At 67.5% G+C, this 21140-nt stretch carries 24 protein-coding genes and 1 pseudogene; 16 read left to right on the top strand and 9 right to left on the bottom strand.

The genetic code is table 11. The features are described 5' to 3' along the window. Window positions 1-49: 49 nt before the first annotated feature. The 6 genes from aroC (at window position 50) to AT700_RS16760 (ending at window position 4481) form a co-directional block, all read left to right on the top strand. Window positions 50-1141, top strand: a complete 1092-nt coding sequence (gene aroC / locus AT700_RS16785) for a chorismate synthase (protein WP_003087653.1) — start codon at window positions 50-52, stop codon at window positions 1139-1141. Window positions 1142-1184: 43 nt separating this feature from the next. After that, window positions 1185-2336, top strand: coding sequence for an MFS transporter (locus tag AT700_RS16780; RefSeq protein ID WP_003087654.1), 1152 nt, complete (start codon window positions 1185-1187; stop codon window positions 2334-2336). Further along, the gene (locus AT700_RS16775) at window positions 2333-2950 is read left to right on the top strand and encodes a methylthioribulose 1-phosphate dehydratase (RefSeq protein WP_003103182.1); all 618 of its coding nucleotides are present in this window, start codon (window positions 2333-2335) and stop codon (window positions 2948-2950) included. The genes AT700_RS16780 and AT700_RS16775 overlap by 4 nt, the downstream gene beginning before the upstream one ends. After that, a complete protein-coding gene (locus AT700_RS16770) occupies window positions 2947-3492 on the top strand; it encodes a 1,2-dihydroxy-3-keto-5-methylthiopentene dioxygenase (RefSeq protein ID WP_003087656.1) in 546 nt (181 codons plus the stop codon). The genes AT700_RS16775 and AT700_RS16770 overlap by 4 nt, the downstream gene beginning before the upstream one ends. A 71-nt stretch (window positions 3493-3563) precedes the next feature. After that, the gene (gene mtnC, locus AT700_RS16765; protein WP_003103183.1) at window positions 3564-4241 is read left to right on the top strand and encodes an acireductone synthase; all 678 of its coding nucleotides are present in this window, start codon (window positions 3564-3566) and stop codon (window positions 4239-4241) included. Window positions 4242-4289: 48 nt separating this feature from the next. Then, window positions 4290-4481 carry a PLDc N-terminal domain-containing protein gene (locus tag AT700_RS16760; RefSeq protein ID WP_003103184.1) on the top strand — a complete coding sequence of 64 codons (192 nt, stop codon included), beginning with the start codon at window positions 4290-4292 and terminating at the stop codon, window positions 4479-4481. 15 nt (window positions 4482-4496) lie between these two features. On the opposite strand, the gene AT700_RS16755 is transcribed toward AT700_RS16760, so the two are convergent. After that, on the bottom strand, window positions 4497-5390 hold the full coding sequence (locus tag AT700_RS16755) for a DNA-3-methyladenine glycosylase family protein (RefSeq protein ID WP_003103194.1): 894 nt from the start codon (window positions 5388-5390) through the stop codon (window positions 4497-4499). Between the two features lie 148 nt (window positions 5391-5538). Here AT700_RS16755 and speE point away from each other — a divergent pair, with 148 nt between their 5' ends. The 3 genes from speE (at window position 5539) to AT700_RS16740 (ending at window position 9534) form a co-directional block, all read left to right on the top strand. After that, entirely contained in the window at window positions 5539-6399 is an 861-nt protein-coding gene (speE, locus tag AT700_RS16750; RefSeq protein WP_003103196.1) for a polyamine aminopropyltransferase, read from the top strand. A 160-nt stretch (window positions 6400-6559) separates the two neighbouring features. Then, window positions 6560-7429, top strand: a complete 870-nt coding sequence (locus tag AT700_RS16745) for a YncE family protein (RefSeq protein WP_003087664.1) — start codon at window positions 6560-6562, stop codon at window positions 7427-7429. 2 nt (window positions 7430-7431) lie between these two features. Then, entirely contained in the window at window positions 7432-9534 is a 2103-nt protein-coding gene (locus tag AT700_RS16740; RefSeq protein WP_003122869.1) for an LTA synthase family protein, read from the top strand. A 105-nt stretch (window positions 9535-9639) separates the two neighbouring features. Here AT700_RS16740 and pscU read toward each other — a convergent pair whose 3' ends face one another. The 8 genes and pseudogenes from pscU to pscN all read right to left on the bottom strand — a co-directional run bounded on the left by pscU (window position 9640) and on the right by pscN (window position 16210). Next, window positions 9640-10689 carry a SctU family type III secretion system export apparatus subunit PscU gene (gene pscU, locus AT700_RS16735; RefSeq protein WP_003103203.1) on the bottom strand — a complete coding sequence of 350 codons (1050 nt, stop codon included), beginning with the start codon at window positions 10687-10689 and terminating at the stop codon, window positions 9640-9642. Then, window positions 10686-11474: a SctT family type III secretion system export apparatus subunit PscT gene (pscT, locus tag AT700_RS16730; RefSeq protein ID WP_003103206.1), complete on the bottom strand. Its 789-nt coding sequence runs from the start codon at window positions 11472-11474 to the stop codon at window positions 10686-10688. Before pscT ends, pscU begins: the two co-directional genes overlap by 4 nt. Then, window positions 11471-11737 carry a SctS family type III secretion system export apparatus subunit PscS gene (pscS, locus tag AT700_RS16725; RefSeq protein ID WP_003087672.1) on the bottom strand — a complete coding sequence of 89 codons (267 nt, stop codon included), beginning with the start codon at window positions 11735-11737 and terminating at the stop codon, window positions 11471-11473. The genes pscT and pscS overlap by 4 nt, the downstream gene beginning before the upstream one ends. 2 nt (window positions 11738-11739) lie before the next feature. After that, window positions 11740-12393 (bottom strand): SctR family type III secretion system export apparatus subunit PscR, encoded by a 654-nt coding sequence (gene pscR / locus AT700_RS16720; RefSeq protein ID WP_003087674.1) that lies wholly within the window; start codon window positions 12391-12393, stop codon window positions 11740-11742. Further along, window positions 12390-13319 carry a SctQ family type III secretion system cytoplasmic ring protein PscQ gene (gene pscQ, locus AT700_RS16715; protein WP_023088396.1) on the bottom strand — a complete coding sequence of 310 codons (930 nt, stop codon included), beginning with the start codon at window positions 13317-13319 and terminating at the stop codon, window positions 12390-12392. The genes pscR and pscQ overlap by 4 nt, the downstream gene beginning before the upstream one ends. After that, window positions 13316-14427: pseudogene (pscP, locus tag AT700_RS30295) on the bottom strand (type III secretion system needle length determinant PscP). The gene pscQ and the pseudogene pscP overlap by 4 nt, the downstream one beginning before the upstream one ends. Beyond that, window positions 14415-14891, bottom strand: coding sequence for a type III secretion system central stalk protein PscO (pscO, locus tag AT700_RS16705; RefSeq protein WP_023088395.1), 477 nt, complete (start codon window positions 14889-14891; stop codon window positions 14415-14417). The pseudogene pscP and the gene pscO overlap by 13 nt, the downstream one beginning before the upstream one ends. Beyond that, window positions 14888-16210 carry a SctN family type III secretion system ATPase PscN gene (pscN, locus tag AT700_RS16700; protein WP_019371912.1) on the bottom strand — a complete coding sequence of 441 codons (1323 nt, stop codon included), beginning with the start codon at window positions 16208-16210 and terminating at the stop codon, window positions 14888-14890. Before pscN ends, pscO begins: the two co-directional genes overlap by 4 nt. 190 nt (window positions 16211-16400) lie before the next feature. Between pscN and popN the strand changes: the two genes are divergently transcribed. Genes popN through pcrR form a run of 7 tightly spaced genes read left to right on the top strand, consistent with a single transcriptional unit; the run spans window position 16401 to window position 21128 of the window. Next, window positions 16401-17267 carry a SctW family type III secretion system gatekeeper subunit PopN gene (gene popN, locus AT700_RS16695; RefSeq protein ID WP_003087692.1) on the top strand — a complete coding sequence of 289 codons (867 nt, stop codon included), beginning with the start codon at window positions 16401-16403 and terminating at the stop codon, window positions 17265-17267. Next, the gene (gene pcr1 / locus AT700_RS16690; RefSeq protein WP_003087693.1) at window positions 17248-17526 is read left to right on the top strand and encodes an Acr1 family type III secretion system gatekeeper subunit Pcr1; all 279 of its coding nucleotides are present in this window, start codon (window positions 17248-17250) and stop codon (window positions 17524-17526) included. Before popN ends, pcr1 begins: the two co-directional genes overlap by 20 nt. Beyond that, window positions 17513-17884, top strand: a complete 372-nt coding sequence (gene sycN / locus AT700_RS16685; protein WP_003113546.1) for a type III secretion chaperone SycN — start codon at window positions 17513-17515, stop codon at window positions 17882-17884. The genes pcr1 and sycN overlap by 14 nt, the downstream gene beginning before the upstream one ends. Further along, window positions 17881-18246, top strand: a complete 366-nt coding sequence (gene pscX / locus AT700_RS16680; protein WP_023105414.1) for a type III secretion system protein PscX — start codon at window positions 17881-17883, stop codon at window positions 18244-18246. Before sycN ends, pscX begins: the two co-directional genes overlap by 4 nt. A gap of 4 nt (window positions 18247-18250) precedes the next feature. Further along, window positions 18251-18580 (top strand): type III secretion system chaperone PscY, encoded by a 330-nt coding sequence (gene pscY, locus AT700_RS16675; protein ID WP_003113547.1) that lies wholly within the window; start codon window positions 18251-18253, stop codon window positions 18578-18580. After that, complete coding sequence (pcrD, locus tag AT700_RS16670) at window positions 18577-20697, top strand: SctV family type III secretion system export apparatus subunit PcrD (RefSeq protein WP_003100792.1); 2121 nt, start codon at window positions 18577-18579, stop codon at window positions 20695-20697. The genes pscY and pcrD overlap by 4 nt, the downstream gene beginning before the upstream one ends. Then, window positions 20694-21128 (top strand): LcrR family type III secretion system chaperone PcrR, encoded by a 435-nt coding sequence (gene pcrR, locus AT700_RS16665; RefSeq protein ID WP_003100791.1) that lies wholly within the window; start codon window positions 20694-20696, stop codon window positions 21126-21128. The genes pcrD and pcrR overlap by 4 nt, the downstream gene beginning before the upstream one ends. The last annotated feature ends 12 nt before the right edge of the window (window positions 21129-21140 follow it).

Below are 21140 nucleotides of genomic sequence, written 5' to 3'. Positions count from 1 at the left end.
ACGGGTATACTCCGATGTCTTTCCCTCTCGTCCTCACGCGGAGCCTCGCATGTCCGGCAACACCTACGGCAAGCTCTTCACCGTCACCACCGCAGGCGAAAGCCACGGCCCGGCGCTGGTCGCCATCGTCGATGGGTGCCCCCCGGGGCTGGAACTGTCCGCCCGGGACCTGCAACGCGACCTCGACCGGCGCAAGCCCGGCACCAGCCGGCACACCACCCAGCGCCAGGAAGCCGACGAGGTGGAGATTCTTTCCGGGGTGTTCGAGGGCAAGACCACCGGCACGCCGATCGGCCTGCTGATCCGCAACACCGACCAGAAGTCCAAGGACTACTCGGCGATCAAGGACCTGTTCCGCCCGGCCCATGCCGACTACACCTACCACCACAAGTACGGCGTGCGCGACTACCGCGGCGGCGGCCGTTCCTCGGCGCGCGAGACCGCCATGCGTGTGGCCGCCGGGGCTATCGCCAAGAAATACCTGGCGGGCCTGGGCATCCAGGTGCGCGGCTACATGAGCCAGCTCGGGCCGATCGAGATTCCGTTCAGGAGCTGGGACAGCGTCGAGCAGAATGCCTTCTTCAGCCCCGACCCGGACAAGGTGCCGGAGCTGGAGGCCTACATGGACCAATTGCGCCGCGACCAGGATTCGGTCGGGGCGAAGATCACCGTGGTTGCCGAAGGCGTGCCGCCGGGCCTGGGCGAGCCGATCTTCGACCGCCTGGACGCCGAACTGGCGCATGCGCTGATGAGCATCAACGCGGTGAAGGGCGTGGAGATCGGCGCCGGCTTCGCCAGCATCGCCCAGCGCGGCACCGAGCACCGCGACGAACTGACCCCGCAAGGCTTCCTGTCGAACAATGCCGGCGGCATCCTCGGCGGGATCTCCTCCGGCCAGCCGATCGTCGCCCACCTGGCGCTGAAGCCGACCTCCAGCATCACCACTCCCGGGCGCTCGATCGATACCGCCGGCGAGCCGGTGGACATGATCACCAAGGGCCGTCACGACCCGTGCGTCGGCATCCGCGCCACGCCGATCGCCGAGGCGATGATGGCCATCGTCCTGCTCGACCAGTTGCTGCGCCAGCGTGGGCAGAACGCCGACGTGCGCGTCGACACGCCGGTCCTGCCGCAGCTGTGAGGGCTGTGGCAGGCAGCGATGCGGGACGGGTGAACGGCGGATCGTGACCAGCGCGGTTCCCTACTGGCGCCTGTCCAGCTTCTATTTCTTCTATTTCAGCCTGCTCGGCGCCACGGCGCCGTTCCTCGCCCTGTATTTCCATCACCTGGGCTTCCCCAGCCCGCGCATCGGCGAGCTGGTGGCGATTCCCATGCTGATGCGTTGCGTCGCGCCCAACCTGTGGGGCTGGCTGGGCGACCGCAGCGGCCAGCGCCTGGCCATCGTGCGCTTCGGCGCGGTATGCACGGCGCTGGGCTTCTCGCTGATCTTCGTCAGCCACAGCTACGCCTGGCTGGCCTTGGTGATGGCGTTGCACGCGTTCTTCTGGCACGCCGTGCTGCCGCAGTTCGAGGTCATCACCCTGGCCCACCTGCGCGAGCGCAGCGCCAGCTACAGCCGGATTCGCCTGTGGGGCTCGATCGGTTTCATCTGCACCGTGGTCGGTCTCGGCGCGCTGTTCGAGCGCCTGAGCCTGGATGTCTACCCGGCGACGCTGCTGGGTATCATGCTCGGCATCGTGCTGTGCAGCTGGTGGGTGCCCAATGCCCAGCCGGCCCATCGCGAACCGCGCGAAGGCGAGGGCGGCTTCCTCGCCCAGTTGCGCCAGCCGGGCGTGCTGGCGTTCTACCTGTGCGTGTGCCTGATGCAGCTGTCCCATGGGCCGTACTACACCTTCCTGACCCTGCACCTGGAATCGCTGGGCTACAGCCGGGCGCTGATCGGTCTGCTCTGGGCGCTGGGGGTGGTCGCCGAGGTCATGTTGTTCCTCGCCATGCCACGCCTGCTGCAACGCTTCAGCCTGCGCCAGGTGCTGGCCGCGAGCTTCCTGCTGGCGTCGCTGCGCTGGCTGCTTCTCGGCAACCTGGCCGACAGCCTGGCGCTGCTGGTCTTTGCCCAGACGCTGCATGCCGCCACCTTCGGCAGTTTTCATGCGGCTGCCATCCATTTCGTGCAACGTAGCTTCGGCCCGCGCCAGCAGGGCCAGGGCCAGGCCCTGTATGCTGCGCTGGCCGGTACCGGTGGAGCCCTGGGCGCGCTGTATTCCGGCTATAGCTGGAACAGCCTGGGCCCTGCCTGGACCTTCGCCATCGCCAGCCTGGCAGCCTTGCTGGCAGCCGCTATCATCAGTACCCGTTTGCAAGAGGTGCGGGCATGAACGACAACCGTGAACAGCTGACCCAGCAGATCATCGACGCCGGCCGGTTCCTCTACGGCCGCGGCTGGTCGCCGGCAACCAGCAGCAACTACTCCGCGCGCCTGGACGAACAGCGCGCGCTGCTCACCGTCTCGGGCAAGCACAAGGGCCAGTTGGGCTTCGACGACGTGCTGGCCACCGACCTGGCCGGCAACAGCCTGGAACCGGGCAAGAAACCCTCGGCGGAGACCCTCCTGCACACCCAGCTGTATGCCTGGAACCCGGCGATCGGCGCGGTGCTGCATACCCACTCGGTGAATGCCACCGTGCTTTCCCGCCTGGTCCGCGGCGACCGCCTGGTGCTGCAGGACTACGAACTGCAGAAGGCCTTCGCCGGGGTCACCACCCACGAAGGCCAGGTCGAGGTGCCGATCTTCGACAACGACCAGGACATCGCCCGCCTGGCCAGCCGCGTGCAGCCCTGGCTGGAGGCGCATCCGCACTGCCCGGGGTATTTGATCCGCGGCCACGGGCTGTACACTTGGGGCGCGCGCATGAGCGATGCCCTGCGTCAGGTGGAAGCTTTCGAGTTTCTGTTCGAGTGTGAACTGAAAGTACTGAGTCTGAGCCGATGAGCAGCCTTACCGTCTATCACGAGAACCAGCCGGAGCAGCCGCTGAAGCTGCTGACCCATGCCGAGGACATCGCTTCGACCCTGGCCGAGGTCGGCGTCCGTTTCGAACGCTGGGAAGCCGCCGCGCCGATCGCCGCCGGCGCCAGCCAGGACGAGGTGATCGCCGCCTACGCCCACGAGATCGAGCGGCTCAAGCGCGAGCGCGGCTACATCACCGTGGACGTGGTCAGCCTGAACAGCGACCACCCGCAGAAGGCCGAATTGCGCGCCAAGTTCCTCGACGAGCACCGCCATGGCGAAGACGAGGTGCGCTTCTTCGTCGCCGGGCGCGGCCTGTTCGTCCTGCATATCGAGGAGCATGTCTACGCCGTGCTCTGCGAGCGCAACGACCTGATCTCGGTGCCGGCCGGCACCCGCCACTGGTTCGACATGGGCGAGCACCCGCATTTCGTCGCCGTGCGCCTGTTCAACAACCCGGAGGGCTGGGTCGCCCAGTTCACCGGCGACGACATCGCCAGCCGCTTCCCCCTGCTGGAAGACTGAGCGAGGCACCGTCCCATCCGTCACCATCCGCGCCCCCGGTCCTGCCGGGGGCGGTTTCATCCGGAGTCCGCATGACCATCAAAGCCATTCTCACCGACATCGAAGGCACCACCAGCGCGGTCAGCTTCGTTTTCGACGTGCTGTTTCCCTATGCCGCCCGGCACCTGCCGGACTTCGTCCGCGAACACGCCGGAGAGACCGAGGTAGCCGCACAGTTGGCGGCGGTGCGTGCCGAGAGCGGTGAGGCGGACGCCGATGTCGAGCGGGTGATCGCGATCCTCCTGCAATGGATCGCCGAGGACCGCAAGGCGACGCCGCTGAAGGCCCTGCAAGGCATGGTCTGGGCCCAGGGCTACCGCGACGGTCAGTTGAAAGGCCACGTCTACCCGGACGCGGTGCAGGCGCTGCGCGAGTGGAAGGCCCGTGGGCTGGACCTGTACGTCTATTCCTCCGGCTCGATCCAGGCGCAGAAGCTGATCTTCGGCTGTTCCGAGGCCGGCGACCTGGGCTCGCTGTTTTCCGGCTACTTCGACACTACCAGCGGGCCGAAGCGGGAAAGCGCCTCCTATGCGCGGATCGCCGGGGCCATCGGCCTGCCGGCCGCGGAAATCCTTTTCCTTTCCGACGTGGTGCAGGAACTGGATGCCGCGCGCGACGCGGGCATGCGCACGCTCGGCCTGGCCCGCGAAGGCGGCAGCCTGGACGGCCATCCGACGGTGGCCAGCTTCGCCGACATCCTCGTGGAGTGAACGCGCCGGCTATCCTGAGGGAACACTCTTGCTCGGGAGCATCGCGCCATGGGTTCCACCCTCAGCGGGCTGATCAGCCTGGTCATCCTGGCCCTGGATATCTGGGCCATCGTCAACATCCTGAAAAGCGCTGCGGAAACCGGGATGAAGATCATCTGGGTCCTGGTGATCATCGTCCTGCCGGTGCTCGGCCTGATCATCTGGGCCATCGCCGGCCCGCGCGGCAACGTCAGGCTGTAGCCTCCCGCCGCGGCGTTAGCCGCCTGCGGCGTAGTGGTGCCACAGGTGGATCGCGGCGTAGGCGCGCCAAGGCCGCCAGGCCTCGGCGCGGGCCTTCAGGCTGCGCGCATCGATGCCTTGCGGCCCCCAGACCGTGGATTTCAGCAGGCCGAGGTCGGCGGCGGGGAAGGCGTCGGCTTCGCCCATGGCACGCAGGGCTATGTATTCGGCGGTCCAGGGGCCGATGCCGGGCAACGCGCAGAGGCGCTCCACCAGGGCCTCGGGGCCGTCCGCCAGGTCCAGGCTCAGCTCTCCCGAGGCGATCGCCGCGGCGAAGCGTTGCAGCGTCTGTACCCGCTTGCCGGGCATGCCGATGCCGTCGAGGTTGGCTTGCGCCAGCGCGGCGGGCGTCGGGAACAGGTGGCTGATGCCGTCGTAGCCGAGATCTTCCAGCGGCTCGCCGAGGCGCTGGATCAGGCGCCCGGTGATGGTCACCGCGGCCTTCACCGTGACCTGCTGGCCGACGATGGCGCGCACCGCCTGTTCGAAGGGATCGAAGGCCACCGGCAGGCGCAGTCCCGGATTGGCGGCCACCAGCGGGCCGAGCAGGGGATCCCCGGCGAAATGCCGGGCGATGGCGGCCGGGTCGCTGTCCAGGTCGAACATCCGGCGGACCCGTGCCTCGAGTTCGGCGGCCAGGGCATGGGCGGACGGGCTGAGGCTCAGCGCCAGGACCTGGCGTTCCGCCAGCGGTCGCACCTCGAACCAGGCCGGGCGACCGTTGGCCCGGAAGCTGCGGGCATAGTGGTCGTCACCCAGGCTTTCGACACCGGCGAGCAGGCGCAGGGCGAAATGCTGGTGGAACTGGCGCCATTCCCAGGGTGACTGGTAGGGCAGGTGCAGGACGAGGGGAGAGGTAGGCTGGCTCATGGGCAGACGATACCTGTCCGGCGCAGCCGGCGCCATCCGCCGGCGGGGTTCGACCTGTCATTGCCGCCAGCGTAGAATGCGCGCCTTTCTTCGCGGCGCGGGCAAGTCCCGCTGCCAGATTGCAGCCTTACCAGGGAGATCCCGGCCCATGAGCGATTATCAGGAAACTCTGTACCAGGGCTACGGCCAGCGCTTCAGCATCGACAACATGCTGCATGAGGTGCGCACCGAGCACCAGCACCTGGTGATTTTCGAAAACGCCCGGATGGGCCGGGTGATGGCGCTCGATGGAGTGATCCAGACCACCGAGGCCGACGAGTTCATCTACCACGAGATGCTCACCCACGTGCCGATCCTCGCCCACGGCGCGGCCCGGCGCGTGCTGATCATCGGCGGCGGCGACGGTGGCATGCTGCGCGAGGTGGCCAAGCACAAGAGCGTCGAGCGGATCACCATGGTCGAGATCGACGGCACCGTGGTCGACATGTGCAAGGAGTTCCTGCCCAACCACTCCCAGGGCGCCTTCGACGACCCGCGGCTGAACCTGGTGATCGACGACGGCATGCGCTTCGTGGCTACCACGGAAGAACGCTTCGACGTGATCATCTCCGACTCCACCGACCCGATCGGCCCTGGCGAGGTGCTGTTCTCCGAGAACTTCTACCAGGCCTGCCGGCGCTGCCTGAACGAGGGTGGCATCCTGGTCACCCAGAACGGCACGCCGTTCATGCAACTGGAGGAAGTGCGCACCACCGCCGCACGTACCGACGGGCTGTTCGCCGACTGGCATTTCTACCAGGCGGCGGTGCCGACCTATATCGGCGGCGCCATGACCTTCGCCTGGGGTTCGACCCGCGAAGGCCTGCGTCGCCTTCCGCTGGAAACGCTGCGCCAGCGCTTCCGCGACAGCGGCATCGCCACCCGCTACTACAACGCCGATATCCACCTGGGCGCGTTTGCTCTGCCGCAGTACGTGCTGCAGGCCATCGGCAAGCAGGACAACGACTGACGCTTCACCAAGAAGGGCCGCAAGGCCCTTTTTCATGCGTCGCTCCGACATCCCCTGTTACTGCCAGCTAACATTTTTTTCACAATCGATCCGGGAAAATCTGCGCGCTTTTTTCCGTTGCCATGGCTATAAATGGCAGTTTTGTCCTTGAGTGCATCGAATGCTGACCAAACGATTGCGCCAGAGCGGCGTAGTAGTCTCCTGCCTGCTCGGTAGCGTCCTCTTCATCGCCCTGGCCTTCCTCGGCTGGCAGCGTTTCGCCCCGGCAGCCACCGTATCCGGCTGGACCTACCGGGTAGTGCTCGAGGACATTCCCCACGTCAGCGCCCTGGCCCGCGACCCGGACGGCCTGCTCTACGTGAGCCAGGAGTTGCAGGACGGCAAGGGCCTGGTGTTCCGCATCGCCGCCGATGGCAGCCGCGATACGGTGCTCGACGGGCTGTCCAAGCCCGACGGCATGGCCAGCTTCCGCGACGGCATCGCGATCAGCCAGGAGCAGGGCGCCTCGCCGGTGTTCTGGTGGCATGCCCAGCAGGCCCGGCCGCTGTTCGACGGCATCCAGGTGGAGGGCGTCGCCAGCGACGGCCGCTACCTGTACGCCGCCGAGGATCGCGACCTGGACGGGCGGATTCTCCGCTACGACCCGGAGACCGGCGGACTGACGGTACTGCGCGAGGGATTGCAGCGCTCCGAAGGGGTGGCCGCCTGCCCGGACGGAAGCGTCTTCTACACGGAAAAGAAACGTGGCCACGTCATGCGTCTGCATGAGGGGGCCGAGGACGAGGTGGTGCTGAACGGACTGAATGCACCGAGCTTTTTGCTGTGCGACAGCGAAGGCCTGTGGATCACCGAGGACTCGACGCATAACGCGCGAGCCTTGCTGCTGCCGCCCGACGGGCCGCTGCAGGTGATCGTACGGCGCCTGCGTTCCGCACAGTCCCTACTGCCCATCGGGCCCGGCCGCTACCTGCTGGCCGAGCAGGGGCGGGACCGCATTCTCGAAATCGAACGACAGAAGAGCGAATTGTAAACATGGACCAAACGGAAGTCCGAACCACCCAATCGCCCCCACGGCTGTTCCAGCCCACCATCCGCAGCCACCTGGCGTTCACCGCGCTCAGCGCGCTGGTGCTGCTGGTCATGTTCAGCCTGCTGCGCCTGGCCTTGCTGATCTACAACCGCGAACTGATCGGCGCGACCCCGGCGAGTACCTTCCTCGAGGCGTTCGGCAACGGCGTGCGTTTCGACCTGCGGGTCGTCGTCTATGCCGTGGCGCCGCTGGTGCTGTCGTTGTTCGCGGTACGCGCGATGGCCGCTCGCGGCCTGTTCCGTACATGGTTGACGCTGTTCGCCAGCATCACCCTGTTCCTCGGCGTACTCGAACTGGACTTCTACCGCGAGTTCCACCAGCGCCTGAACAGCCTGGTCTTCCAGTACATGTCGGAAGACCCGAAGACCGTCATGAGCATGCTCTGGTACGGCTTCCCGGTGGTCCGCTACCTGCTGGCCTGGGCCTTCGCCACCTGGGTGCTGTACCGGGTGTTCAAGGCCATCGACCTGGCGACCCGCCCGAGCCAGCGCAAGCCGCGCGAAGACAGCGTGATCGCCCGGCCGAGCGCTGCCGCGCCCTGGTACGTGCGCGGCGTGGTGCTGTTCCTCTGCGTGCTGGTCTGCGTCCTCGCCGCCCGCGGCACCCTGCGCCAGGGCCCGCCGCTGCGCTGGGGCGATGCCTTCACCACCGAGTCCATGTTCGCCAACCAGTTGGGCCTGAACGGCACCCTGACCCTGGTCAAGGCGGCCAAGGAGCGCTTCTCCGAAGACCGCGCGAACATCTGGAAGGCCACCCTGGACGACAAGGTCGCCCTGGAGACCACCCGGCAGATGTTGCTGACCCCCAACGACAAGCTGGTGGACGCCGATGAGGCCGCGGTGCGCCGCGAGTTCACCCCGCCGGCGGCGAATACCCTGCCGATCCGCAACGTGGTGGTGGTCCTGCTGGAAAGCTTCGCCGGCCACTATGTCGGCGCCCTGGGCGCGCCGGGCAACATCACGCCGTATTTCGACAAGCTGTCGAAGGAAGGCCTGCTGTTCACCCAGTTCTTCTCCAACGGCACCCATACCCACCAGGGCATGTTCGCCACCATGGCCTGCTTCCCCAACCTGCCGGGCTTCGAATACCTGATGCAAACCCCGGAGGGCGGCCACAAGTTCTCCGGCCTGCCGCAGTTGCTCAGCGCCCGCCAGTACGAGGACGTCTACGTCTACAACGGCGATTTCGCCTGGGACAACCAGTCCGGCTTCTTCAGCAACCAGGGCATGACCACCTTCATCGGCCGCAACGACTATGTCGACCCGGTGTTCTCCGATCCGACCTGGGGCGTCTCCGACCAGGACATGTTCGCCCGTGGCAACGAGGAACTGGACAAGCTGGCGAGCACCGGCAAGCCGTTCTATGCGCTGTTGCAGAGCCTCTCCAACCACGTGCCCTATGCGTTGCCGAAGGACCTGCCGGTGGAGCGCGTGACCGGCTACGGTTCGCTCGACGAGCACCTGACCGCCATGCGCTATTCCGACTGGGCGCTGGGCCAGTTCTTCGAGAAGGCGAAGAAGTCGCCGTACTACAAGGACACCCTTTTCGTGGTGGTCGGCGACCATGGCTTCGGCAGCCCCGAGCAGCTCACCGAGATGGACCTGCACCGCTTCAACGTGCCGCTGCTGCTGATCGCCCCCGGCATCCAGGAGAAGTTCGGTACCCACCTGCCGACCGTCGGTACCCAGGTCGACATCGTGCCGACCATCATGGGCCTGCTCGGCGGCGAGACCGTCCACCAGTGCTGGGGCCGCGACCTGCTGAACCTGCCGGAAGGCGACAAGGGCTTCGGCGTGATCAAGCCGTCGGGCAGCGAGCAGAACGTCGCCATCGTCTCCGGCAACCGCATCCTGGTGCGGCCGAAGGACGGTGACGTGCGCGTCTACGATTATCAACTGGGCGGCGATGCCAAGGCGGTGATCACCAAGGACGTGCCGGACCAGGCCGAGCTGCAGAAGAAGCTGGAGTCGTTCATCCAGACCGCGACCAAGAGCCTGCTGGAGAATACCGCGGGCGTGGTACACGGGATCCCGGACAAGGACTGACCCGTAGCAAGCATGTGAAAGGGGCCTTCGGGTCCCTTTTTTTCGGCGCCAGGTCGCAGCGTCTTTCGTCGCCGGTGCCGAGGCGGCCGCCCTGCCCGATAGCGATCAGGGCGTATCCGTCTGCTGGCTTTCCAGCCAGCGCAGGACTTCGGCGGTGGCCTGGATCAGGTCCGCCGGTATGTACTGGTCGACATTGCCGTCGCGCAGCAGCGCCCGTGCCAGCGGAATTCGTTGCAGCACCGGGATTCCTTCTTCCTCGGCGATGCGCCGGACCCTCAGGGCCAGGGCGTCGGTGTGCTTCAGGGTGACCAGCGGCAGGGGCGTTTCGCCGCGTCGATAGCGTATGCCGATGGCGACGTGGGTCGGGTTGGCGACGATCACCGAGGAGCGCCGGACATCCGCGCGCAGGTTGCTCGATTGCAGTTCCTGATGGAATTGCCGGCGCTTGCTCTTGATCTCCGGACTGCCCTCCATCTCCTTGTACTCGCGCTTCACTTCGTCCTTGCTCATGCGCAACTGCTTGTAGTGCTGGTGGCGTTCGAAGGCGTAGTCGGCGACGGCAATCGCCAGGAAGCCGACCGCGCAGACCAGCATCAGTTGCCTGAGCATCAGCCCGCTCACCGGTGCCACGCAGTCCAGCCCGCAGGCGGGAATCCGCAGGAGGCTGGCCAGGTTGCCCTGCAAGGTCAGCCAGACCAGCAGGGAGAGCAGGGCGACCTTCAGGGTCGACTTGAGGAACTCCACCAGGCTCCGGATCGAGAAGATCTTCTTCGCGCCCTCCACCGGGTTGATCTTCTTCAGGTCCGGTTTGACGCTGTCGAGGCTGAGCAGGAAACCGTACTGGCCGACATGGCTGAGCACCACCACCAGCGCCGCGACCAGCAGGACCGGCGCCAGCAGGTAGAGGAGCTCCTGGAGAAGGTTCTCCAGGATGGTCTCCAGCGCCTGGCGAAACGGCAGGTCGATGTACTCGGCGGGCAGCAGGAGCAGCTTGCCGAGATGCTCCAGGTAGTAGTCGGAAAAGCCCATCAGCAGCGCCACCAGCGACAGGATCAACGCGCTGGAGACAATTTCCTTGCTCTTCACCACCTGGCCTTGCCGGCGGGCGTCGCGCAGCTTCTTCGCCGTGGGCTGCTCGGTCTTCTCGGCGCTCATGGCGTCTCCAGCACGGGACGCAGCAGGCGCAGCGGGTCGACGGCGAGCAGCAGGGCATCGTAGGCGTGCTCCATGAGGATGCCCAGGTAGAGCACCAGCAGCAGGCTGGCCACCAGGCTCTTGATCGGCATGGCGAGGATGAACACGTTCAGCGACGGGGCGAAGCGGCTGACCAGCGCCAGGCCGAACTCGGCGAGGAACATGGCGATCAGCAGCGGCGCGGCGAACAGCGCGCAGAGCATCAGCATCTGCGAGAACTGCGCGTAGAAGAATGCCACCCATTGGCTGCCGAGCTGCGGGAAGAAACTGCTCACCGGCCAACTGGCATAGCTCCTGAACAGCGAGCCGACCAGCGCGAGGAAGGCGCCGCCGGAGAAGAACAGGGTGATCAGCGTCTGCGTCAGCAACAGCCCGGTGGGGCTGGTCTGGCTGCCCAGGCTGGGGTTGAAGGTCGAGGCGAGTGCCGCGCCACGCTGGTTGTCGATGATGAAGCCGGTCGCTTCCATGGCCCAGAAGGGAATGGTGGCGACGAAGCCGATGAGCAGGCCGAGCAGCACTTCCTTGCCGATCAGCAGGGCGATGTCCAGCGCGTCGAGGGCCGGCGGCAGGCTGCCGGCGACGATCGGGTAGGCGAACAGCGCCAGCGAGCAGGCCACGCCGTTGCGCACCAGGCCGCCGCCCAGGGTTTGCTTGGCCAGCACCGGCAGGACCACGAAGCAACTGATGATCCGCGGCAGCAGCAGGCTGTAGGTCAGCAGCAGTTGCTGCAGGTCCTGGACGCTCATCGCACCAGCGGCACCTTCAGCAGGGTCATTTCGGCGAAACGGTACAGCTCGCCGCCCAGCCAGCCGCTGGTGGCGAACAGTACCACCACCACGGCCACCAGCTTGGCGACGAAGCCGAGGGTCTGCTCCTGGATCTGGGTGAGCGCCTGGACCAGCGATACCAGGGTGCCGATCAGGGCCGCGACCAGTACCGGCGGCAGCGACAGGACCAGCACCAGCCACAGGGTCTGGTTGGTGAAGTGGAGGATGTCGGCGCTGCTCATGGTCAGCCTCCGTAGCTGATGACCAGGCCGTGGGTCAGCCGCGCCCAGCCGTCGAGGAGGACGAACAGGAGCAGCTTGAACGGCAGGGAAATGGTCATCGGCGACACCATCATCATGCCCATCGCCAGGAGGATGTTGGAGATGATCAGGTCGATGGCGATGAAGGGTAGGTAGATCAGGAAGCCGATCTCGAAGGCACGGGTCAGTTCGCTGACGGTGAAGGCCGGCAGCAGGATCAGCAGGCTGTCCGGGTCGAGCCGCTCGGCGTATTCGCTGGGCCAGACCTGGCGGGTGCTTTCCATGAAGAAGGTGTGTTCGCGCTCCTGGATCTGCCGCTTGAGGAAGTTCCGGTAGGGCGCCATGCCCTCGTCGAGAAAGCGTTCCACCGATGCCGAGTCGCTCAGGCTGACGTCGTGGTTGCGCAGGTAGTCGCGGGTGGCGAAGCCGACCGGTGCCATCACGTACAGGCTGAGGATGATCGCCAGCCCGTACATCGCCATGTTCGGCGGAATCTGCTGGACGCCCAGGGCGTTGCGCAGCAGCGAGAAGACCACGGTCATCTTGATGAAGGAGGTCGCCATCACCGCGATGAACGGGACCAGCGCGAGCAGGGCCAGGCCGAGGATCAGGCCGAGCTCGTCGGGCAACTGGATCATGCTTCGTCGTGTCCGAACAGGCGGGTTACGCGCACCCCGAGCCGATCCTGGAGCCTGACCAGTTCGCCGATACCGAGGCAGCGCTGGTTGGCGAGGATGCGCACTTCGCCGTCCAGGGCACTGTCGAGATCGAGCAGCGAGCCTGGCTGCAGGGTGGAGAGGGTATGCAGGTCCAGGGTGCGGCGGCCGACCTCGAAGCTGACCGGGATCGGCAGTTGGTCGAGTTCGTGCAGGTCCTCGCCGTCGGCGAGGGAGGGGGTGTCGTGCATGTCGAGCAGTTCCAGTTGCGTGGAGTGGAGTTGGCAGCGCGCCCAGGGGCGTCCTTCGAGAACCCCCAGCAGCGCTGCGTCGGGGCGATGACCGGCAGGCAGCAGCAACAGGTCGCCGGGCTCCAGGGTGCGCAGCTCGCTGGCGTCCAGCGGCAGGCCGGGCCATTGCAGCGACAGGCGCAGCGGTATGGCCAGGCGTTGCGTCGAGGGGCGCGGCGGCAGGCGTGCCAGCAGCGTCGCGGGATCGCCGTCGAGCCAGAGCGCCAGGCGCTGGTCGTCGCGTTCCAGGCTCAGACGCAGGCCCATCGCAGCGCGTGGTTGCGCCGGGCTCAGGCCGTACCAGACCAGGCCGGGAAAGACGTTGCCTTCGCGCTCCAGCAAGGCCAGTTGCAGTGCCGCCGGCAGGCTGGCGAAGGCTGCCTCCTGCAGGTTCGGCGCGAGCCAGTGGGCCAGCGCCGGAGCCTGGCAGAGAAAGCGCAGGGGCAGGCCGTCCCACGCCAGGCTCAGTTCGAGATCGACGTCGGGGGCGGCCTGGGCGATGTCCAGGCGCGCTTGCAAAGCGTTGCCGACATAGTGGCGACGGCAACGCGCGAGACGTCGCTGGAGATCCAGTTCGGCGCGGCTGGCGAGCGGCAGGTCGAGGTCCGTACCGTTCATTCGGCTTGCCACTCTTCATGCAGGTAGCGACGTTGCCGCGAGCGCTGGCCGCTGTCCTGCTGCTGGTTGAAGGTGAGTTGCACCGGTTGTTCCGGATGCAGCCGTTGCAGGCGTTCGAGCAACTCGCCACGGGCTTGCTGGAGAAACGCCAGGCTGCCGGGGCTGGCACTGATCTCGACCTGCAACTGGCCATGGCCATGCAGGACCTGCACCTCCACGGCGCCGAGCTGGGGCAGTCGCACCTGCAGGCGCGCCGCATGGCTTTCGGCTGCGCTGGCGACCTGGATACGCGCCTGCACGGCATCGAGCAGGCGCGCGAGATCGGCCAGCGGCAGTGGCCGGCTCCCGCTCGATGCCAGCAGGCGTGCCAGCAGGCGGTCGCCGGGGGTTTGCATGGCAGGCAGTGGCACAGGCGCATGGTCGTCGGGGGCAGTGCGGATGGATCGGTTTCTCCGGGTTGCCGACGCTCCTCTCCGCGGCCTTCGCCGCCCGCTGTCGGCGCGGGCGGCGAAGCCTGGACACTGGCCTGCGCCGTGGGCGCGACCTCGGCTGCGGTTTTCGCCGGGAAGCCGGGGCCGGGCTGCGGCCGCTCATGCGTCCGACCTGCGATTTGCGGGTGGGAGGACACCGGCACCAGCGGCGGTTCGTCGACCGGAGGCGCCGAAACGCTGGCCGGCTCCCGGGCTTGCGTGGACGCCGCGACGCGCGCGGAGACCGCCGGCGCTTGCCGTGCTACCGATCCGGACGGCGACACTGTTGGCGTTGGCGTTGGCGTTGGCGTTGGCGTTGGCGTTGGCGTTGGCGTTGGCGTTGGCGTTGCGTCCGCGGCAACTGGCACGGGGGCTTGCCGAGTGGTCGGCGGCCGGTCGGCGGCAGGCGCCGCGGGCTGGTCGGCGAGAGGCGTCGAGGTCGGCGCGTCGGCTGTCGCGGCGGGCTCTTCGGCCTCTGTCGTTTCGTCGCCCTTGTCGAACGGTGGCCTGGGCGCCGGCGGTCGGTGCGCGGGCAGGGCCTGTTCGAAGGCGATCTGCTGCGCGCGCAGCGGCGGAAGGGGGGCAGGGGTGTCGGACGACACGAGCGGAGCCGTATCCACGGCGTTCAGCTTGAGCATGGCCAGGTCTCGTGGCGGGTGAATTCTTCCAGTTCGCCTTCCTCGCTGCGTTCGCGCAGCCCCTGGCGCTCGGCGTCGACGTGGCGCTCCAGTTCGGCGAACTTCTCCAGTTGCCGCTGGCGTTCCAGCAGTTCTCGCCGGCACTGCCGCAGGCGCTCGCGCTCCCCTTCGAGGTGCTGCGCGGTCTCGGCGCAGTCCTGTTCCAGGCCGGCTTCCTTTTCCCGCAGCAGTCCTACCTGCTGCTGCCAGGCTTCCAGGCGCCGGCGGTCGAGCATGGCCGCCTGGCAGGCGAGAAACAGCCGTTGCTCTTCGGCCAGTCGCCAGTCGCGGTAGTCCCGTTGCGCCGCCTGGCGCTCGGTGTGTTCCTGCGCCGCGGCGCGAACCCGTAGCAATTGGCGGCCCTGGGCGCGCTCGGCCCGGTCCAGGCGCAGGCGTCGGACGCGCAACAGCAGCGCCAGGCTCATGCGCAGAGGCTCCGCAACTGCGCGCAGGCCTGTGCGTAATCGCTGGTTTCGTGGGTACCCTGGCGCAGCCACTGGCGGATCGCCCCGATCTTCTCGATGGCCTGGTCGGCTTCGCTGTCCTGGCCTTTCTGGTATTCGCCGATCTTCAGCAGCAACTCGACTTCCTCGTACTTCGCCAGCCATTCGCGCAAGCGTCCGGCCGCATGGCGCTGATCGTCGTCGACGATCTGGTTCATGACCCGGCTCACCGAGTGCAGCACGTCGATGGCCGGATAGTGGTTGGCGGCGGCCAGCTTGCGCGACAGCACGATGTGCCCGTCGAGAATCGAGCGGGTCTCGTCGGCCACCGGCTCGCTCATGTCGTCGCCTTCCACCAGCACGGTGTAGAGCGCGGTGATCGAGCCCCGCTCGGATTGCCCGGCACGCTCCATCAAGCGTGGCAGCGCGGCGAACACCGATGGCGGATAGCCGCGGCGGGTGGGCGGTTCACCGGCCGCCAGGCCGATTTCGCGCTGGGCCCTGGCGAAGCGGGTCAGCGAGTCCATCAGCAGCAGGACGCGGCGACCCTGATCGCGGAAATACTCGGCGATGCTGGTGGCGACGAAACCGGCCTTGGCGCGTTCCATCGCCGGTCGGTCGGAGGTGGCGACCACCAGCACCGAGCGGCGCAGCCCCTGTTCGCCGAGGTCGCTTTCGATGAACTCGCGGACTTCGCGACCGCGTTCGCCGACCAGGGCGAGTACCGTCACATCCACCTCGGCATTGCGCACCAGGCTGGCCAGCAGGGTGCTCTTGCCGCCGCCGGCGGCAGCGAAAATGCCCATGCGCTGGCCTTCGCCGCAGGTCAGCAGGCCGTCGATGGCGCGCACACCCAGCGATAGCGGCCGCTCTATCAGGCGCCGGCTCATCGGCGGCGGGGCATCCCGGTAGACCGGATACCAGGCCGCCGGCTCGGCCGGCGGGCTGCCGTCGAAGGGGCGGCCGAGGCCGTCGAGCACCTGCCCGAGCAGGTGCTCGCCGACCGCCACGCGATGCATGCCGCCGGTAGGGCTGACTTCGGTGTTGGAGGAAACCCCGAGCATCTCGCCGAGCGGGGTGAGCAGCGCCTGGTGCTGCTGGAAGCCGATGACCTCGGCGAGCAGCGCCAGGCTCTGGTCGGGATTGCGCAACTGGCAGAGTTCGCCGATGCGCACGCCGGGCACCACGGCCTTGAGCAGGGTTCCGGTGACCTGGGTGACCCGCCCGCGGATCTGGATCGGCCGGCAGCCTTCGATGGCGTGGCGCATCCGGACGATGAGAGGAGAGAGAGGCGCGGGCATGGCGGGTCGGTTCGGCTGGAGTCGGCGCGCACTATAGAGAAAGCCTCGCGCGACGAATTTCAGTGCCAGCCGGGAGTTTTTAGAAATCGGTTGCCGCCGCGGCTAAAAAAAACCGGCCGATATTGGCATCGGCGGCACTGGACCGGTTCCTATACTGCGCCGCCTTTGCAGACCAGGAACCACAGCCACGATGGACATCCTCCAGAGTTCCTCCGCCGCGCCCCTCGCGCCGCGGGAAGCGGCCAACGCCCCCGCGCAGCAGGCCGGCGGCAGCTTCCAGGGCGAGCGCGTCCACTACGTCTCCGTTTCGCAGTCGCTGGCCGATGCCGCGGAAGAGCTGACCTTCGCCTTTTCCGAGCGCGCCGAGAAATCCCTGGCCAAGCGCCGCCTGAGCGACGCCCATGCGCGCCTGAGCGAAGTCCAGGCCATGCTGCAGGAGTACTGGAAGCGCATTCCGGACCTGGAAAGCCAGCAGAAGCTCGAGGCGCTGATCGCCCACCTGGGCAGCGGTCAACTGAGCAGCCTGGCGCAGCTCAGCGCTTACCTGGAGGGCTTCTCCAGCGAGATCAGCCAGCGCTTCCTGGCGCTGTCGCGGGCGCGCGACGTCCTGGCCGGGCGGCCGGAGGCGCGGGCGATGCTGGCGCTGGTCGACCAGGCGTTGCTGCGGATGGCCGACGAGCAGGGCCTGGAGATCGAACTCGGCCTGCGCATCGAGCCGCTGGCCGCCGAGGCTTCCGCCGCCGGTGTCGGCGATATCCAGGCGCTGCGCGATACCTACCGTGACGCAGTACTCGACTACCGGGGCCTGTCGGCGGCCTGGCAGGACATCCAGGCGCGCTTCGCCGCGACGCCGCTGGAGCGGGTCGTGGCCTTCCTGCAGAAAGCCCTGAGCGCCGACCTGGACAGTCAGTCGAGCCGGCTCGATCCGGTGAAGCTGGAGCGGGTCATGAGCGACATGCACAAGCTGCGCGTGCTCGGCGGCCTGGCGGAGCAGGTGGGGGCGCTCTGGCAGGTGCTGGTGACGGGGGAGCGGGGCCATGGCATACGGGCCTTCTGAATTGACCGGCGCAGTCATCGCCTTGCTCGAGAAGCGCTGGGTCGGCGTCGCCGAGGTGCAGGCGTTGCTCGAGCCGTTGCCGCTGGCCGACGTCGCCCGGCAGATCCATTTCTTCCGCGAACTGAAGCGTCTCTACCGCCTGTTGCCGGTCGAAGTGTTCGGCGACGACGAGCAGCGCCAGAATCTTTTGAATGCCTGCCAGATGGCACTCGACCTGGCGATCGAGCGCGAAGAGGAGCAGCAGCATGGACTGGGTTGAGCTGGCCGTCGCGCAGTTCTGCCAGGACCTGCGGGTGAGCGTACCGGCGCCGCTGGCGCGCGTGGTGCAACTGGATTTCGAGGACAGCGGCACCTTGCAGCTGGAACGCCATGGCGAACAGTTGTCGCTCTGGCTGGCCTGTGACCTGGCCTGGCACCAGGCCTATCGCGGCACCCTGCGGGCGTTGCGCCTGTGCCATGCGCGCGCGGCCGGGAGCCTGCCGCTGCGTTGCGCCTGGAGCGGCGAATCGCGCCTGCTGCTGTGCATCACCCTGGAAGCCCGGCAGGTCGGCATGCCGACGCTGCACCAGGCCTTGCAGGCGCTGCGCTCGGCGCGCAGCGAAGTGCTCGCCGCATGAGCCGGGTCGGTGCCTGGCACATCGGCATCGAACGACTCGACCTGGCGCATGCCGAGCCGTTCGCGCCGCCCCTGCCGGAGCGCCATCTGCTGGCGCCCGACGGCCGGCCGGTGGAGACCCACGTCGCCAGCCTGTATCCCGCGCAGCAGGCGCAACAGCGCCTGTTCGACTACGCCCGGCCCCAGCTGGAGTTGCACGGCCTGCTGCGCCCCGGCGACTTCCGCCAGGCGCTGCGCGATCTCCGTCTGGCCCTCACGCTGCCCCGCCAGCCGGCCCTGCAGGCCGCGGCCTGCCTGCTCGGCGAGCGCGATGAAGACGAGCGACTGCTGCAAATGGCCCTGAACCTGTTGCACAAGGTATGAATCGATGACGTTGAAACCGACGCAACAGCGCCTGTTGCTGATGCTGGGCTGGCTGCACCTGCAATGCGGCCAGCCGCGACGCGCCCAGGTGTTGCTGGAGGCCTTGCTGAGCGTTGCGCCGGAGCGCCGCGACGGGCGCCGCGCCTTGCTCCTGGCGTTGCTCCAGCAAGGCCTCGGCGAGCCCGCCGTGCGCCTGTGCCGGCAGTTGCAGGAGGATGGCGAGGAGGAGCCCGGTCTGTGGCGTTGCCTGAGCCGTGCCGAACAGCTCGCCGGGCGTCTCGACGCGGCGCGTGCCGCGCACGCCCGGGCGCTGGAGCTGGAGGCGCGGGAATGAACGACCTGAGCGGGCTTCTCGGCCGGGTCGGCGAGCGCAAGGACATCCTGCTGGTGGTGTTGCTGCTGGCGGTGGTGTTCATGATGGTGCTGCCGCTGCCACCGCTGCTGCTGGACATCCTCATCGCCGTCAACATCACCATCTCCGTGGTCCTGCTGATGATGTCGGTGTACATCGGCTCGCCGTTGCAGTTCTCGGTGTTCCCGGCGGTGCTGCTGATCACCACGCTGTTCCGCCTGGCGCTGTCGGTGAGCACCACGCGGATGATCCTGCTGCAGGCCGACGCGGGGCAGATCGTCAACACCTTCGGCAGCTTCGTGGTCGGCGGCAATCTGGTGGTGGGCATCATCATCTTCCTGATCATCACCATCGTGCAGTTCCTGGTGATCACCAAGGGTGCCGAGCGGGTCGCCGAGGTCAGCGCGCGCTTTTCCCTGGATGCCATGCCAGGCAAGCAGATGAGCATCGACGGCGACATGCGTGCCGGCGTGATCGATGTCAACGAGGCGCGGGCGCGGCGCGCGGTGATCGAAAAGGAAAGCCAGATGTTCGGCTCCATGGACGGCGCGATGAAGTTCGTCAAGGGCGACGCCATCGCCGGGCTGATCATCATCGTCGTCAACATCCTCGGCGGCATCGCCATCGGCGTCACGCAGAAGGGCCTGAGCACCGCCGACGCGCTGCAACTGTACGCGGTGCTGACCGTCGGCGATGGCATGGTCTCGCAGGTGCCGGCGTTGCTGATCGCCATCACCGCCGGGATCATCGTCACCCGGGTGTCTTCCGACGAATCGGCGGACCTCGGCAGCGACATCGGCGAACAGGTGGTGGCGCAGCCCAAGGCGCTGCTGATCGGCGGCCTGTTGCTGGTGCTGTTCGGCCTGATTCCCGGTTTCCCGACCCTGACCTTCCTGGCTCTCGCGCTGCTGGTCGGCGGCGGCGGCTACTTCATGCTCTGGCGCCAGCGGGCCCAGGCCAGCGCCGGTTCCCGCGACCTGCCGGCGCTGCTCGCGCAGGGCGCCGGAGCGCCATCGGCCAAGGCGCGTGGCAAGGCTGGCGGCGGCAAGCCGAAGGCCGGGCGTCTCGCCGAGCAGGAAGAATTCGCCCTCACCGTGCCGTTGCTGATCGACGTCGATGCCAGCCTCCAGGAACGTCTCGAGGCGATGTCGCTGAACGAGGAGCTGGTGCGGGTACGACGCGCGCTGTACCTGGATTTCGGCGTGCCGTTCCCGGGTATCCACTTGCGCTTCAATGAAGCGATGGGCGATGGCGAATACCTGGTGCAGCTACAGGAGGTCCCGGTCGCGCGCGGATGCCTGCGGCCGGGCTGGTTGCTGGTGCGCGAACGCGCCGCGCAGCTGGAACTGCTCGCGGTCCCCCACGAGCCGGCAGAGCTGCAGGTGCCGGGAGAAGAGGCGAGCTGGGTGGAGCAGGCGCATCAGGATCGCCTGGAGCGTTCCGGCTGTGCCTGCCTGGGCCTGGAGCAGGTGCTCACCTGGCACCTGTCCCATGTGCTGCGGGAGTACGCCGAGGATTTCATCGGCATCCAGGAGACGCGCTACCTGCTGGAGCAGATGGAGCAGGGTTACGGCGAGCTGGTGAAGGAGGCGCAGCGGATCGTTCCCCTGCAGCGGATGACCGAGATTCTCCAGCGCCTGGTCGGCGAGGACATCTCGATCCGCAACATGCGGGCGATCCTCGAGGCGATGGTGGAGTGGGGGCAGAAGGAGAAGGACGTGGTGCAGCTCACCGAGTACATCCGCAGCAGCCTCAAGCGCTACATCTGCTACAAGTACTCCAGCGGCAACAATATCCTTCCCGCCTATCTGCTGGACCAGGCGGTGGAGGAACAGATCCGCGGTGGCATCCGCCAGACCAGCGCCGGCAGCTACCTGGCCCTCGACCCGGCGATAACCCAGGCCTTCCTCGAGCGCGTGCGGCAGACCGTCGGCGATCTCGCGCAGATGCAGAACCGGCCGGTGCTGATCGTTTCCATGGATATCCGCCGCTACGTGCGCAAGCTGGTGGAGAGCGACTATGCCGGGCTGCCGGTGCTGTCCTACCAGGAGCTGACCCAGCAGATCAACATCCAGCCGCTTGGCAGGATCGTGTTGTGAGCGCCGATCCGCTGATTCCCTGGTTTCTCGCCCGCGGCCTGGCGGTGCGTCCGCATTGCCTGCGCGACACCTCGATCGCGCTCGGCTGGCAGGTCCTGGCCCATGGCTGCGAACTGGCCTGGCGCTGCGACGGCGAGCGGGTCTGGATCGTGATGTTGCGTCGGCGGCAGGCGCGCAGCGGATTGGCCAATCCATTCGCCGCGCTGTACCTGCTGGCGGAGGCCACGCTCGATACGCTGGGGCCGCGCCAGCGTCTCTACGGCAAGGTCCTGGCGCTGGCCGGCAGCCCACTGCCTGGCGAGCGCATGGCGCGCTTCTATCGCCGCTGGACCGGCGCCGCCGAGCCCGCCGACGGCTGGTTCGAGCTGGAGGCCGGGCGGGTGGTGACGCAGCGAAGCCTGCGAAAACGACAAAAACCCGACCGTGCCTGACAGGCTCCGGCA

The organism is Pseudomonas aeruginosa (assembly GCF_001457615.1).
GTDB lineage: Bacteria > Pseudomonadota > Gammaproteobacteria > Pseudomonadales > Pseudomonadaceae > Pseudomonas > Pseudomonas aeruginosa.
The sequence above is the reverse complement of the archived record's forward strand: the minus strand, read 5'-3'. Positions and strand labels throughout refer to the sequence as shown.